This is a genomic window from Kluyvera genomosp. 3, assembly GCF_011765685.1.
Lineage (GTDB): Bacteria > Pseudomonadota > Gammaproteobacteria > Enterobacterales > Enterobacteriaceae > Kluyvera > Kluyvera georgiana_A.
Map to the genome: position 1 here is coordinate 4,474,850 of NZ_CP050321.1, position 14,292 is coordinate 4,489,141.

Below are 14,292 nucleotides of genomic sequence, written 5' to 3' on the forward strand. Positions count from 1 at the left end.
CACCGCAGTGGTATTAACTGCATATGTTCCACATTTCTGTCATGAGTTCGCTATGAGTGTCATTACACCTGTCTCGGCGACGCTACGCCGCATCACCGCCGACGACAACGCGGCTATCGCCCATGTGATTCGCCAGGTCTCCGCCGAATATGGCCTGACTGCTGATAAAGGCTACACCGTGGCCGACCCAAATCTCGACGAGTTGTTTCAGGTCTACAGCCAGCCTGGCGCGGCGTATTGGGTGGTAGAGCAGAATGGTCAGGTGGTGGGCGGCGGCGGTGTTGCGCCGTTAGGTTGTAGCGAACCGGATATCTGCGAACTGCAAAAAATGTATTTCCTGCCGAGCGTGCGCGGTCAGGGGCTGGCGAAGCGGCTGGCGCTGATGGCGCTGGATCACGCCCGTGAGCAGGGGTTTAAACAGTGCTATCTGGAAACGACCGCGTTTCTGACGGAAGCCATTCGTCTTTACGAGCGTTTGGGGTTCGCGCATATTGCGGAACCCCTCGGTTGCACCGGTCACGTCGACTGTGAAGTCCGGATGTTAAAACCCCTCTGAGGTTATCCTGAGGGGAACTACAACGTTATTGCATCTCGGCAGACAACATCAGGCGTATCACGCCGGCCGCACGCGCGGTCGGCAGTTTAAGTACCTGAGCCCATAAATCCTGCACCATGTCACAGGTCAGCTTCTCTTTTCCCACGCCTTTATTTGGGTCAGCCATGATTTGAATATCCTGACCATAACGCTGCACCAGCGTCGGGCTGAGGGTTTGCAGGTCCTGAAGCGCCAGCTGTTTTTCTTCTGCCGTCACGGTATGTTTTTTCGGGCCATGAGAGGCATACAGCATGCCCATGTCGCTCGCCATACGACGATCCATGATCTCGCGAGGAATAATGCGCACCGGATTAATCCCACCTTTTACCGCCGGGAACAGAAAACGGAAGCATTCGTCGTCCCCCACTTTCTGCACCGCGGCAATCTGCTCGAGATTAATCTTCATATAGCCAATCACCTCGGCATCAGGTGCCTGCTGCAAACGCGCCATCTGCATCTGCAGGATCTGCGGCTGAATGGCGTCAATAATCTGCTGCTCGCTTTTTCCGGCCTCTTTCATCTGTGCCGACTGGTTGCGAATATGCTCCCACAGAGCAGGTTCCTGCTCTTTAATGACCTGATAAACAGGCATGGTCAGCATCGCATCTTCGAATTTCTGCGCTTCCGTTTTCCCATAGTCCGGGCTTTCGCGCGGAATCAGGTAATGCACGTCAAACAGATTCCAGCCGACGATCGCAACCACGAAAATCACCCCGCCCGCGATCTTGCCAATCCAGCCTTTTTTGCGAAATACCCCCACGATGATGGCGATAACCGCGCCGATATACCCTGCCAGTAATACGTGTGCCCAGTTCATTGAATTTCCTTACCCAAATCAATCGTTATTCCGGGGATTATGCTTCCCCGTGATGAGTTTCGATTATTGCGGTAAAGATGAACGATTTCCAGCCACCAAATTTTTCTGCTGCAGGCTAGAAAGGTGTAAGGCGCAGGCGGATAACTTATACCGGCACGCCGCTATGAAAGCGGAACTCATTATCGGGAGAAGTAATAAGCCCAGCCTCCACTTCCCCAAAAAAACGCACCCGATCGCCAATGTCGTTCGCCGAAATCTGCTGTGCCAGCGCCAGATAATCCTGATAGTGCCGCGCCTCGGATCGCAGCAGCGACAGATAAAAGGCCTGCAAATCCGCCTCCAGATAAGGCGCTAACGCGGCAAAGCGCTCGCAGGAGCGGGCTTCGATATACGCTCCGCAAATCAGCTTATCAATCAGCGTCAGCGGCTCGTGGGTTCGTACCTCTTTGAGCATGCCTTTGGCATAGCGGCTGGCGGTGATTTTGACATAGGGAATATTGCGACGCTGCATCGCCTCACGCACCTGCCAGAAGTGGTGCAGCTCCTCTTTAATCAGCAGCACCATGCTGTCTATCAACTGACGTCCCCACGGGTCGTCGGTCTGCGGCATCGCGCTTTTGTTTATCTGCTTATTCAGCGCGGCGAAATCCGGCTCTTCTCCCTCACGAAAGGCAAAGGCTTCATACGGCTTAAGCCAGTCGAGCAGCGCCTGCGACCCCGCTTTGTCGGCGACATATTTACGCACCAGCAGCATTGCCGTTTGCGCCGCTTTCAGCTCGCAAACTAAATGGTCAGTCAGCAACAGAGGTAGATTTTCCGGATCGCGGGCTTTATCGAGCCATGCCTGAGGCGTTTTACAGTGCAGAAAGTTGAGAACCGGGGAGAGTATTTGCGGGTAATCCATACCGAAATCCTTGCCTACGGCAGCGGGCGCTGCCGTAGGTGATAAGATGACTTAGTGACGTACGCCGTCGTCTTCTTCGTCGACGTAATCTTCGTCGTCATCGCCTTCTTCGCCGTTCGGGTCTTCGTAGTAGGTGCCCCAACCGTCGTATTCCACTTCAAATTTCTCGGCCAGGTTCATCAGTTGCTCAACCTGTGCGTCAATCAGCTCGGCATTCAGCGCGCATTCACTGAGGATGTCGCAGCAGATCACGGTGTCGCCTTCTTCCACTTCCAGCTCTTCCGGCTCAGTCACTTCATAGCCCAGCTTGAACGCTTCGACTGCCGCTTTTTCCAGGCTTTCGAAATCGTCGGCGGAAAGGTGGTGCTCAATGGTGTACAGCGCGTCAGGATCGCTGCCGTCTTCCAGCAGTTCTTCAATAATCAGACGTGTTTCTTCACGCTGCTCTTCCAGGTGTTCCGGGTTTGCCATGGCTCTTTCCTCATAATGTGGCTGATACTCTTATTGTCACATACCGTTGCCATTGCCTCCACCTTTCCGATAAAGATTTGTTATTGGGGTTGCAAATGAATATTCATACATATAAAGTGAATTTTAATTCAATAAGTGGCTTGAGCCAGGTGAGGGAAAAATGTCTACTCTGTATAAAAAGAACTTCTTAAAATTACTCGATTTTACCCCTGCAGAAATCACCACGCTGCTGCAACTCGCGGCAAAACTAAAAGCGGATAAAAAAAGCGGCACGGAGTCGCCGAACCTGACCGGTAAAAACATCGCGCTCATCTTCGAAAAAGACTCGACCCGCACCCGATGCTCTTTCGAAGTTGCCGCTTACGATCAGGGCGCTCGCGTCACTTATCTTGGTTCCAGCGGCAGCCAGATTGGCCATAAAGAGTCGATTAAAGACACCGCGCGCGTGCTGGGCCGCATGTATGACGGCATTCAGTATCGCGGCTACGGCCAGGAAGTGGTCGAAACGCTGGCCGAGTACTCCGGCGTGCCGGTGTGGAACGGCTTGACCGACGAATTCCATCCGACGCAGCTGCTGGCGGACCTGCTAACCATGCAGGAACATCTGCCGGGCAAAGCATTCAACGAAATGACGTTGGTCTATGCCGGAGACGCGCGCAACAACATGGGTAACTCCATGCTGGAAGCCGCAGCGTTAACCGGACTGGATCTGCGCCTTGTGGCGCCAAAAGCGTGCTGGCCGGAAGAGAGCCTGGTGGCCGAGTGTAAAGCGCTGGCGCAGAAAAACGGCGGCGACGTGACGCTGACGGAAGATATCGCCGCAGGCGTAAAAGGGGCCGATTTTATCTATACCGACGTGTGGGTCTCGATGGGCGAAGCCAAAGAGAAGTGGGCGGAACGTATTGCGCTGCTGCGCGACTATCAGGTGAATAGCGCCATGATGAAGCTGACCGGCAACCCGCAGGTCAAATTCCTTCACTGCCTGCCTGCATTCCATGATGACCAGACGACGCTGGGTAAGAAAATGGCCGCTGAGTACGGTATGCACGGTGGGATGGAAGTGACCGACGAGGTCTTTGAATCACCAGCCAGCATCGTGTTTGATCAAGCTGAAAACCGCATGCACACTATCAAAGCCGTGATGGTGGCGACGCTGAGCCAATAAGCGGGCTACGCCCTGGCCTGACGGTCAGGGCGTGACTTCTCAGGCAACCAGCAGTTTCACCACCAGCTTACGCACTTTCGCCGGCGTGCCGACAGCGCACAGCGGTTTGTGTACTTCACCCGGGTAAAACACCACGAAGTCACCTTCGCTCATCACTACCATTTTTTCCTGCACGCCTTCCGGCAGGAAAGCGATGTCTTTGTCGGCCAGCCAGTCAGTGTCCGGTTTGCCCGCAGGCTGGGTGCTGAACGCCATCCCTTCCTGACCACTCAGCACCACCTGGATATCCAGGTAACGCGCGTGATACTCGGCGCGACGCTCGGCAAATGGCTCGGTCATGTTTTCTGAAACCATATAAAACAGACGGTTACCGTCAATGTCGTATTTCCCTTCCGGGGTTTCCGCGGTAACGTTAGCCTTAATGTAGGCAATCGCCTGACGCAGTTCTTCCGGCAGCCAGGACTGCACGTTGTGAATATTGCCAATAATCATGATGACTCCATAAATAAAACGATGTTTCAATTTTTAGTTGTTATACGTAAATTCGCGATACCATACCAGCACTTTTTACCCTGTTATTGCGGTCCTGCCGGTTTAGCGCACAGTTTGTGCCAGGCGAGTGGCGCTAAGAATTTAAATGCATAAAAAGCGAATACTCATTCTATGAGAATCGTTTTCGTTGATTAAAATGTGAATTCAGCGCTTGATCCCTTACCAAAGCTGCGTATAATGCCAGCCGTTTTGCCGGGAGGAATTATGGTTCAGTGTGTACGACATCGCGTCTTACCGCGTCTGAAAAAAGACGCTGGCCTGCCGTTTTTCCTTTCCGTTGCATCCGTATTCGTAAAGCCCCTTATTTAAGGGGCTTTTTTTTGCGCCGTCGTCAGGAGATAAACATGGCTAATCCGCTGTATCAAAAACACATCATTTCCATAAACGATCTCAGCCGCGAAGACCTTGAGCTGGTTTTGGCGACCGCCGCTAAACTGAAAGCCAATCCGCAGCCGGAGCTGCTGAAGCACAAGGTCATTGCCAGCTGTTTCTTCGAAGCCTCGACGCGTACCCGCCTCTCGTTTGAAACCTCCATGCATCGCCTGGGCGCCAGCGTGGTGGGTTTTTCCGACAGCGCCAACACCTCGCTCGGCAAAAAAGGCGAAACCCTGGCTGACACCATCTCCGTCATCAGCACCTACGTCGACGCCATCGTGATGCGTCACCCGCAGGAAGGCGCGGCGCGTCTGGCGACCGAATTCTCCGGCGGTATTCCGGTACTCAACGCCGGTGACGGCGCAAACCAGCACCCGACGCAAACGCTACTGGATCTGTTCACCATTCAGGAAACCCAGGGCCGTCTCGAAAATCTCAACATCGCGATGGTTGGTGACCTGAAGTATGGCCGCACCGTACATTCACTGACCCAGGCGCTGGCGAAATTTAACGGTAACCGCTTCTACTTCATCGCCCCGGACGCGCTGGCGATGCCGCAGTACATCCTCGATATGCTCGACGAGAAAGGTATCGCCTGGAGCCTGCATAGCGCCATTGAAGAGGTGATGGCCGAGGTCGACATTCTCTACATGACCCGCGTGCAGAAAGAACGTCTCGACCCGTCCGAATACGCCAACGTGAAAGCGCAGTTTGTCCTGCGCGCCGCAGACCTGGTCGGCGCACGCGACAATATGAAAGTGCTGCACCCGCTGCCGCGCATTGACGAGATCACTACCGATGTCGATAAGACGCCGCACGCCTGGTACTTCCAGCAGGCCGGCAACGGCATCTTCGCCCGCCAGGCGTTACTGGCACTGGTACTGAATAGCGAACTGGCTCTGTAAGAGGGAATGACGATGACACACGACAACAAATTGCAGGTAGAAGCCATCAAACGTGGCACCGTGATCGACCACATCCCGGCACAGGTCGGTTTTAAACTGCTGACGCTGTTCAAGCTGACCGAAACTGACCAGCGCATCACCATCGGTCTGAACCTGCCGTCCGGTGAAATGGGCCGCAAAGATCTGATTAAAATTGAGAATACCTTCCTCACTGATGAGCAGGTTAACCAACTGTCGCTGTACGCCCCACAGGCTACCGTGAACCGTATCGACAACTATGAAGTGGTGGGCAAATCGCGTCCGAGCCTGCCGGATCGTATTGAGAGCGTGCTGGTGTGCCCAAACAGCAACTGCATCAGCCACGCTGAGCCGGTTTCCTCCAGCTTTGCAGTGAAAAAACGCGCCGATGACGTTGCACTCAAATGCAAATACTGTGAAAAAGAGTTTTCCCATTATGTGGTGCTGGCCAACTAATTGCGGTTGGTATTGGAATTAGGCGTCCCTATAATGGCTACGACCTAATTACTGCAGTTCATCTGGAGATATCATGAGCAAAACTATTGCGACGGAAAATGCACCAGCAGCTATCGGCCCATACGTTCAGGGCGTTGACCTGGGCAGCATGATCATCACTTCCGGTCAGATCCCGGTTGACCCGAAAACCGGCAGCGTGCCGGAAGACGTGTCCGCACAGGCGCGTCAGTCGCTGGAAAACGTCAAAGCGATCGTTGAGGCCGCGGGCCTGAAAGTGGGCGATATCGTAAAAACGACCGTTTTCGTAAAAGATCTCAACGATTTCGCGACCGTTAACGCCACTTACGAAGCGTTCTTCACCGAGCACAATGCCACCTTCCCGGCGCGTTCCTGCGTTGAAGTGGCGCGCCTGCCGAAAGACGTGAAGATTGAAATCGAAGCGATTGCCGTTCGTCGCTAATTTCGATGCAGTATGAAGAAAGGCAGCCAATGGCTGCCTTTTTTGATGTTATACGCGGGATTACTGCCAGCCATAGCGGCGGCTAAAGAACCCTTTCACCATCTGAGTCAACGTCATATAACCCACCAGAATCGCCACCAGCCACGGGAAGTAGCTCAGCGGCAGCGGCTGCAATTGCAGGTAGCTTGCCAGCGGTGAGAACGGCAGCGCGATACCGACCGCCATCACCAGCAGCGTCATCGCGAACAGCGGCCAGGCGGCGCGGCTTTGCACGAATGGAATGCGGCGGGTACGAATCATATGCACAATCAGCGTCTGCGACAGCAGCCCTTCAATAAACCAGCCGGACTGGAACAGCGTCTGCATTTCCGGGGTATTGGCCTTAAATACCCACCACATCAGGCAGAAGGTCAGAATATCGAAGATAGAGCTGATCGGCCCGAAGAACACCATAAAGCGCCCCAGATCCGCCGGATTCCAGCGCTGCGGTTTACGAATCTGCTCATCGTCAACGTTATCGAACGGCAGCGCCACCTGGGATACATCGTACAGCAGGTTCTGAATCAGTAAGTGTAACGGCAGCATCGGCAGGAACGGCAGGAAGGCGCTGGCCACCAGCACGCTGAAGACGTTACCGAAGTTCGAGCTGGCGGTCATCTTGATGTATTTGAGCATGTTCGAGAAGGTACGACGCCCTTCGATCACGCCCTCTTCCAGCACCATCAGGCTCTTTTCCAGCAGAATAATATCGGCCGCTTCACGAGCGATATCCACCGCGCCATCCACGGAAATACCGATGTCCGCCGCGCGCAGCGCCGGGGCATCGTTGATGCCGTCACCCATAAAGCCCACCACGTGCCCTTCGCGTTTCAGCAAGGTCACAATGCGTTCTTTGTGCATCGGCGTCAGACGGGCAAACAGCGTGGTGCGTGCCGCAAGCTGCGCCAGTTCGTCATCGCTGAGGTGCTCAATATCGCTGCCGATAATCACTTCGCCCGCGTCCAACCCAACTTCGTGGCACACTTTTGCCGCCACCAGCTCGCTGTCGCCGGTGAGAATTTTTACCGTAATGCCGCTGGCCTTCAGCGCTTTCAGCGCCGGCGCGGTGGTCTCTTTCGGCGGATCGAGGAAGGCGATGTAACCTTCGAGGATCAGGTCAGACTCATCAATGCGCTGGTAGTCGCCTTCACGGGACGGCAGGTATTTGCTCGCCACGGCGACCACACGCAGCCCCTGACGGTTCAGGGTGTCGGTCACGCGCTTAATGCGGCGCAACATGGTCTCATCCAGCGGCACGATTTCGCCGTTGTGATACACCTGGGTGCAAACGTTGAGAATCTCCTGCAACGCGCCTTTGCAAATCAGCTTGTGCACGTCCGGCTTTTCACTCACCACCACCGACATGCGGCGGCGTTCGAAATCAAACGGAATCTCATCGATTTTCTGCCAGTCGGTCGAGAGCTGGCGCGCTACCGCCTCATCGACGCCTTCGAGCACCGCGGTATCCAGCAGATTCTTCAGCCCGGTCTGGTAATGGCTGTTCAGCCACGCGGTTTGCAGCACGCGCTCGCTCACCTTGCCGGAGACATCGGTATGGTTCTCCAGCACGATTTTATCCTGCGTCAGGGTGCCCGTTTTATCCGTGCAGAGAATATCCATCGCGCCAAAGTTCTGAATGGCGTCGAGGTGCTTGACGATAACCTTCTGTTTTGACAGCTTCACCGCGCCACGCGCCAGCGTCGAGGTGACGATCATCGGCAGCATTTCTGGCGTCAGGCCAACGGCTACGGAGAGGGCAAACAGCGCCGCTTCCCACCAGTCGCCTTTGGTGTAGCCGTTAATCACCAGTACAATCGGCGCCATCACCAGCATAAAGCGGATCAGCAACATGCTGACGCGGCTGATACCCTTCTGGAAGGCGTTCGGCTCGCTCTCCTGCTCGCTCACACGCCCGGCCAGTTGCCCGAACCAGGTGTTGGCGCCAGTGGCAATCACCATCGCCTGCGCGGTGCCGCTGACCACGTTGGTGCCCATAAAGCACAGGGTGTCGCACTCAAGCGGGTTGGTTTGCTGCGGCTCGCGGGTCTGCGCCACTTTCTCAACCGGCAAGGATTCTCCGGTCAGCGATGCCTGGGCCACAAACAGGTCACGCGCCTGAATCACGCGCAGATCCGCCGGGATCATATCCCCGGCGGCAAGCTTGATAATATCGCCCGGCACCAGCTGGTCGATAGGCAGTTCCACCCAGTTGCTCTCGCCCTTGTCATTGATGACGCGCAGCACCGTCGCGGTGTTGCTCACCATCGCTTTCAGGGTATCCGCCGCTTTGGTCGAACGGGCTTCCTGGACAAAGTTCAGCAGCGTAGAAATACCCACCATCAGCACAATCACTACCGCGGCGAACAGGTCTTCTGTGGCGTAGGAGACGGCAGCCAGCACGGTCAGCAGAATATTGAACGGGTTACGGTAGCAGAGCCACAGATGCACCCACCACGGCTGCGGCTGCTGAGCCGGCAGCTGGTTTTCACCGTGAGTGGCGCGCGCCAACTCGACTTCAGCCGCGTTCAGCCCTTCCGGGTGCGTGTTAAAGGTGTGCCACAGTTCCTGTTCATTGAGCCGGGCCATTTTCAGGCAGTGCTCGCTGAGCGAGGATGGAATCGGCGTATGGGCGACGCTTTGCTGAGTCGGCATCGGATCGCGCTGTACCAGACGGCGCGGAAGGTGGCGGCCAAGCTGTGCGAACAGCTGCCGGGTTAAATTTTTCAGCATACAAAATCCCCCTGCAGTCGCCAGACGCGACCGCAGTCAGGCCTACGGGCACAGCTAATCTGTACCGCACAGGCACTTAATTTTTATCTTGCAGGGACATGATTAAGGAATGTCACTGCCTCACATCATCGGCAAGGCAGCGCAAAACTGACTTACCGGAACGTTACTCTCCAGCGCGAGAGAGGTGTGGGATCGGGATCCATAAAGCCTCCGGTAAGGTTGATAGTAGAAAACGCCGCGCATTATACGCAGAAAATCATAAGTTTTGTGGCTATTAGGGCGATATAATAACGGCAGGTAATTCAACGGCACGTCAACCATCGGGTCTGACGGTAAAATATTCACGTGGGGCAACTATATGCAAAATCGGCTGACCATCAAAGACATCGCTCGCCTGAGCGGTGTTGGCAAATCAACCGTCTCCCGCGTGCTGAATAACGAAAGTGGCGTCAGTGAACGTACCCGCGAGCGCGTGGAAGCGGTGATGTTCCAGCACGGCTTCTCCCCTTCTCGCTCCGCGCGCGCCATGCGCGGGCAAAGCGATAAAGTGGTCGCCATTATCGTCACTCGCCTGGATTCGCTGTCGGAAAACCTGGCGGTGCAAACCATGCTGCCCGCCTTCTACGAGCAGGGCTACGACCCCATTATGATGGAAAGCCAGTTCTCGCCCGAAAAGGTCGTAGAACATCTGGCGATGCTCAAGCGCCGCAATATCGATGGCGTGATCCTGTTTGGGTTTACCGGCGTCACCGAAGAGACGCTGGCCAACTGGCAGCCCTCTCTGGTGCTGATGGCCCGCGATGCCAGCGGTTTCTCCTCAGTTTGCTATGACGATCACGGCGCCATCACACTGCTGATGCAGCGCCTGTATGAACGCGGCCACCGCCATATCAGCTTCCTCGGGGTACCACCGAGCGATGTCACCACCGGACAGCGCCGTCATGATGCCTATCAGACCTTTTGCCAGCGCCATCAGCTCACGCCGATGGCCGCGCTACCGGGCCTGGCGATGAAACAGGGCTACGACTTCGCACGTGAGGTCATTGCCCCCGAGACCACTGCGCTCATTTGCGCCACCGATACCCTGGCGCTGGGCGTCAGCAAATATTTCCAGGAACAGCGCATCGAGAGCGTCCAGCTAGCGAGCGTCGGCAACACCCCGCTGACCAAGTTCCTGCATCCAGAAATTATCACCGTCGATCCCGGCTATGCCGAGGCCGGACGCCGCGCCGCAGAACAGCTGATCGCCCTGATCGGCGGTAAGCGCGAACCGCAGCAGATAGTGATCCCCGCCATCCTCGCCTAAGCGTAAAGTCTGCTTTAATGTGATCTTTGCTGCGTTTCGGGAACGTTCCCATTTTCCCAAATGCGTAAACCCGCTACGCTTATATTCAGCGTATTACTCACTGTTCATATCCTGAGTCCGTCAGGTTACCCATACCAGGGCAGTCTGAATTGGCGGTTATCGGGGAGATCTTATCTCTGTTTGAAGGCCCTATCATGAGCAAAAAAATAGAACAAAAGAACATCGATAAACTTATCGAGCTGGTTGGCGGACGCGAAAACATCGCCACCGTCAGCCATTGCATCACGCGCCTGCGTTTTGTGCTGAACGATCCGGCCAAAGCCAATCCGAAAGCCATCGAAGAACTGCCTATGGTGAAGGGCTGCTTTACCAACGCCGGGCAATTCCAGGTGGTGATCGGCACCGAAGTGGGCGACTACTATCAGGCGCTGCTCGCCACCACCGGCCAGACCGGCGTGGACAAAGAGCAAGCCAAACAGGCGGCGCGCCAGAACATGAAATGGCACGAGCAGATGATCTCCCACTTCGCCGAGATCTTCTTCCCGCTGCTGCCGGCGCTGATCAGCGGGGGTTTGATCTTAGGCTTCCGTAACGTGATCGGCGACCTACCGATGAGCAACGGCCAGACGCTGGCGCAGATGCACCCGTCGCTGCAAACCATCTATGACTTCCTGTGGCTGATTGGCGAAGCTATCTTCTTCTACCTGCCAGTCGGTATCTGCTGGTCGGCGGTGAAGAAAATGGGCGGTACGCCGATTCTCGGCATCGTGCTCGGCGTGACGCTGGTTTCCCCACAACTGATGAACGCCTATCTGCTGGGTCAGCAGGTGCCGGAAGTGTGGAACTTCGGCCTGTTTACCATCGCTAAAGTCGGCTACCAGGCGCAGGTTATCCCGGCGCTGCTGGCGGGTCTGACCCTCGGTTTTATTGAGACGCGCCTTAAGCGCATCGTGCCGGACTACCTGTACCTCGTTATCGTACCTGTGTGCTCGCTGATTCTGGCGGTATTCCTTGCTCACGCGATTATCGGGCCATTCGGTCGCCTGATTGGCGATGGCGTTGCCTTCGCCGTGCGTCACCTGCTGACCGGCAGCTTCGCACCGATTGGCGCCGCGCTGTTCGGCTTCCTGTATGCGCCGCTGGTGATTACCGGTGTGCACCAGACCACGCTGGCGATTGATATGCAGATGATTCAGAGCATGGGTGGCACCCCGGTGTGGCCGATGATTGCCCTGTCGAACATCGCGCAGGCCTCTGCCGTCGTCGGCATTATCATCTGCAGTCGTAAGGCTAAAGAGCGTGAAATCTCCGTTCCGGCGGCGATCTCTGCCTACCTCGGCGTCACCGAACCGGCCATGTACGGGATCAACCTGAAGTACCGCTTCCCGATGCTCTGCGCGATGATTGGTTCCGGTATCGCGGGCCTGCTGTGCGGCCTGTACGGCGTGCTGGCGAACGGTATCGGCGTCGGCGGCCTGCCGGGCATCCTGTCAATCAAACCGACCTTCTGGGGCGTTTATAGCATCGCGATGATCATCGCCGTGGTCGTGCCGATTATTCTGACCATGATGGTATACAAGCGCAAAGAGAGTCAGGGCACGCTGCCCGTCATGTAAACACATCTTCTTCGGGGCGCATTTGCGCCCCTGATTCTTATTCGAGGACAACCCAATGAATACACTACCTCACTGGTGGCAAAACGGCGTGATTTACCAGATCTACCCGAAAAGCTTCCAGGACACGACTGGCAGCGGAACGGGAGATCTGCGCGGCGTGACCTCACGACTCGACTATCTGCAAAAGCTCGGCGTTGATGCCCTCTGGATAACACCGTTCTACGTCTCTCCGCAGGTGGATAACGGTTACGATATTGCTGACTACACCGAGATCGACCCCTCTTACGGCACGCTCGACGATTTTGATAAGCTGGTTGCCGAAGCACATCAGCGCGGCATTCGTATCGTGCTGGACATGGTGCTCAACCACACCTCCACCCACCATGCGTGGTTTAAAGAATCGCTGAATAAAGAGAGCCCGTACCGCCAGTTCTATATCTGGCGCGACGGTACCCCGGACACCCCGCCGAATAACTGGCGTTCGAAGTTTGGCGGCAACGCCTGGCAGTGGGATGCGGCCAGCGGGCAGTACTATCTGCATCTGTTCGCCACCGAGCAGGCGGATCTCAACTGGGAAAACGAGGCGGTACGCGCCGAGCTGAAAAAGGTCTGTGAGTTCTGGGCCGATCGCGGCGTCGATGGCCTGCGTCTCGACGTTATCAACCTCATCTCTAAAGACCAGTCCTTCCCGGACGATCATCAGGGCGACGGCCGCCGCTTTTACACCGACGGCCCACGCGCGCATGAGTTCCTGCAGGAGTTCAGCCGCGATGTCTTTACCCCGCGCGGCCTGATGACCGTCGGCGAGATGTCCTCCACCTCCCTCGAAAACTGTCAGCAATATGCCTCTCTCGACGGTAAAGAGCTGTCGATGACCTTTAATTTCCACCACCTGAAGGTGGACTACCCTGGCGGCGAGAAGTGGACGCTGGCGCGTCCGGATTTCGTGGCGCTGAAATCACTGTTTAGTCACTGGCAGCAAGGCATGCACAACCGGGCGTGGAACGCGCTGTTCTGGTGTAACCACGACCAGCCGCGCATCGTCTCCCGCTTTGGTGACGAAGGTGAATATCGCATCACGGCGGCGAAGATGCTGGCGATGGTGCTGCATGGCATGCAGGGGACGCCGTACATCTATCAGGGCGAAGAAATTGGCATGACCAACCCGCACTTCACGACGATAGAGCAGTACCGCGACGTTGAAAGCCACAACATGTATAACGAGCTGCTGGCGCAGGGGCGCGATGCCGACGAACTGCTGGCGATTCTGGCCAGCAAATCCCGCGACAACAGCCGTACGCCGATGCAGTGGGATGCCAGCCCTAACGCCGGATTTACCACTGGCGAACCGTGGATTGGCGTCAGCCATAACTTTGCCGACATCAACGTTGAAGGTGCGCTGGCCGATCCTGATTCCGTGTTTTACGCCTACCAGCAGTTGATTGCACTGCGTAAATCCGAACCGGTGCTGACCTGGGGCGACTACCAGGATCTGCTGCCGGAGCATCCGTCGCTGTGGTGTTACCGCCGTCAGTGGCAGGGGCAGACGCTGCTGGTCGCCGCGAACCTCAGCGGCGAGCCGCAGGACTGGGAGCCACCGGCGGGCTCCACCGATGGCGAGGTGCTGATGAGCAACTACGCCACTCCAGCCGGCATGACGCTGCGACCGTTTGAAGCCATCTGGTGGCTACAGCGTTAAACCTCCGCGGCCCGGTAGCGCCCTGCTGCCGGGCTTCTTCGCATCCCGCTGTTTTTCGGTCCTTTTTTGGACACTTCTTGAGCATAAAAATTTACATTACCCTCAACGCCTGTCATCTGTACTCTTGCATTTTTACTTTGTTCTGAATCAATAAAAGCGCAAACATCTTTGATGCAAATCACTA

16 protein-coding genes are annotated in these 14,292 nt (G+C 56.0%); 10 read left to right on the plus strand and 6 right to left on the minus strand.

The features are described from left to right. The first annotated feature begins 52 nt into the window (after nt 1–52). Nucleotides 53–556: a GNAT family N-acetyltransferase gene (locus GY169_RS20875; protein WP_163445787.1), complete on the plus strand. Its 504-nt coding sequence runs from the start codon at nt 53–55 to the stop codon at nt 554–556. A 25-nt stretch (nt 557–581) separates the two neighbouring features. Here the strand turns inward: GY169_RS20875 and GY169_RS20880 are convergent, their stop codons facing one another. The 3 genes from GY169_RS20880 to rraB all read right to left on the minus strand — a co-directional run bounded on the left by GY169_RS20880 (nt 582) and on the right by rraB (nt 2,787). Continuing rightward, a complete protein-coding gene (locus GY169_RS20880) occupies nt 582–1,412 on the minus strand; it encodes a topoisomerase II (protein WP_163445788.1) in 831 nt (276 codons plus the stop codon). Nucleotides 1,413–1,557: 145 nt separating this feature from the next. After that, nucleotides 1,558–2,316, minus strand: a complete 759-nt coding sequence (gene miaE, locus GY169_RS20885; protein ID WP_163445789.1) for a tRNA isopentenyl-2-thiomethyl-A-37 hydroxylase MiaE — start codon at nt 2,314–2,316, stop codon at nt 1,558–1,560. Between the two features lie 51 nt (nt 2,317–2,367). Then, nucleotides 2,368–2,787 (minus strand): ribonuclease E inhibitor RraB, encoded by a 420-nt coding sequence (gene rraB / locus GY169_RS20890; protein WP_163445790.1) that lies wholly within the window; start codon nt 2,785–2,787, stop codon nt 2,368–2,370. Between the two features lie 95 nt (nt 2,788–2,882). Here rraB and argL point away from each other — a divergent pair, with 95 nt between their 5' ends. Together argL and argF are read left to right on the plus strand one after the other, a co-directional pair. Further along, nucleotides 2,883–2,978 (plus strand): putative translational regulatory protein ArgL, encoded by a 96-nt coding sequence (gene argL / locus GY169_RS23665; RefSeq protein WP_411908129.1) that lies wholly within the window; start codon nt 2,883–2,885, stop codon nt 2,976–2,978. Continuing rightward, on the plus strand, nt 2,948–3,952 hold the full coding sequence (gene argF / locus GY169_RS20895; RefSeq protein WP_167577015.1) for an ornithine carbamoyltransferase: 1,005 nt from the start codon (nt 2,948–2,950) through the stop codon (nt 3,950–3,952). Before argL ends, argF begins: the two co-directional genes overlap by 31 nt. A gap of 39 nt (nt 3,953–3,991) precedes the next feature. Here the strand turns inward: argF and GY169_RS20900 are convergent, their stop codons facing one another. Then, the gene (locus tag GY169_RS20900; protein ID WP_163445792.1) at nt 3,992–4,444 is read right to left on the minus strand and encodes a YhcH/YjgK/YiaL family protein; all 453 of its coding nucleotides are present in this window, start codon (nt 4,442–4,444) and stop codon (nt 3,992–3,994) included. Nucleotides 4,445–4,708: 264 nt separating this feature from the next. Here GY169_RS20900 and GY169_RS20905 point away from each other — a divergent pair, with 264 nt between their 5' ends. The 4 genes from GY169_RS20905 to ridA all read left to right on the plus strand — a co-directional run bounded on the left by GY169_RS20905 (nt 4,709) and on the right by ridA (nt 6,718). Then, nucleotides 4,709–4,813, plus strand: a complete 105-nt coding sequence (locus GY169_RS20905) for a pyrBI operon leader peptide (protein ID WP_191091012.1) — start codon at nt 4,709–4,711, stop codon at nt 4,811–4,813. Nucleotides 4,814–4,848: 35 nt separating this feature from the next. Continuing rightward, nucleotides 4,849–5,784, plus strand: a complete 936-nt coding sequence (gene pyrB, locus GY169_RS20910) for an aspartate carbamoyltransferase (protein ID WP_163445794.1) — start codon at nt 4,849–4,851, stop codon at nt 5,782–5,784. 12 nt (nt 5,785–5,796) lie between these two features. After that, on the plus strand, nt 5,797–6,258 hold the full coding sequence (gene pyrI, locus GY169_RS20915) for an aspartate carbamoyltransferase regulatory subunit (RefSeq protein ID WP_163445795.1): 462 nt from the start codon (nt 5,797–5,799) through the stop codon (nt 6,256–6,258). A 73-nt stretch (nt 6,259–6,331) separates the two neighbouring features. Next, nucleotides 6,332–6,718, plus strand: a complete 387-nt coding sequence (gene ridA / locus GY169_RS20920) for a 2-iminobutanoate/2-iminopropanoate deaminase (protein ID WP_000047541.1) — start codon at nt 6,332–6,334, stop codon at nt 6,716–6,718. Between the two features lie 60 nt (nt 6,719–6,778). Here the strand turns inward: ridA and mgtA are convergent, their stop codons facing one another. Together mgtA and mgtL are read right to left on the minus strand one after the other, a co-directional pair. Next, nucleotides 6,779–9,487, minus strand: a complete 2,709-nt coding sequence (gene mgtA / locus GY169_RS20925; RefSeq protein WP_167577016.1) for a magnesium-translocating P-type ATPase — start codon at nt 9,485–9,487, stop codon at nt 6,779–6,781. Nucleotides 9,488–9,639: 152 nt separating this feature from the next. Then, complete coding sequence (gene mgtL, locus GY169_RS23670) at nt 9,640–9,690, minus strand: mgtA regulatory leader peptide MgtL (RefSeq protein WP_122983162.1); 51 nt, start codon at nt 9,688–9,690, stop codon at nt 9,640–9,642. Between the two features lie 155 nt (nt 9,691–9,845). Between mgtL and treR the strand changes: the two genes are divergently transcribed. From treR to treC, 3 genes are all read left to right on the plus strand, one after another. Continuing rightward, nucleotides 9,846–10,793, plus strand: coding sequence for a trehalose operon repressor TreR (gene treR / locus GY169_RS20935; protein ID WP_167577017.1), 948 nt, complete (start codon nt 9,846–9,848; stop codon nt 10,791–10,793). 194 nt (nt 10,794–10,987) lie between these two features. Beyond that, nucleotides 10,988–12,409, plus strand: coding sequence for a PTS trehalose transporter subunit IIBC (treB, locus tag GY169_RS20940; RefSeq protein ID WP_163445798.1), 1,422 nt, complete (start codon nt 10,988–10,990; stop codon nt 12,407–12,409). Between the two features lie 55 nt (nt 12,410–12,464). After that, the gene (gene treC / locus GY169_RS20945) at nt 12,465–14,108 is read left to right on the plus strand and encodes an alpha,alpha-phosphotrehalase (protein ID WP_167577018.1); all 1,644 of its coding nucleotides are present in this window, start codon (nt 12,465–12,467) and stop codon (nt 14,106–14,108) included. Nucleotides 14,109–14,292: the final 184 nt, after the last annotated feature.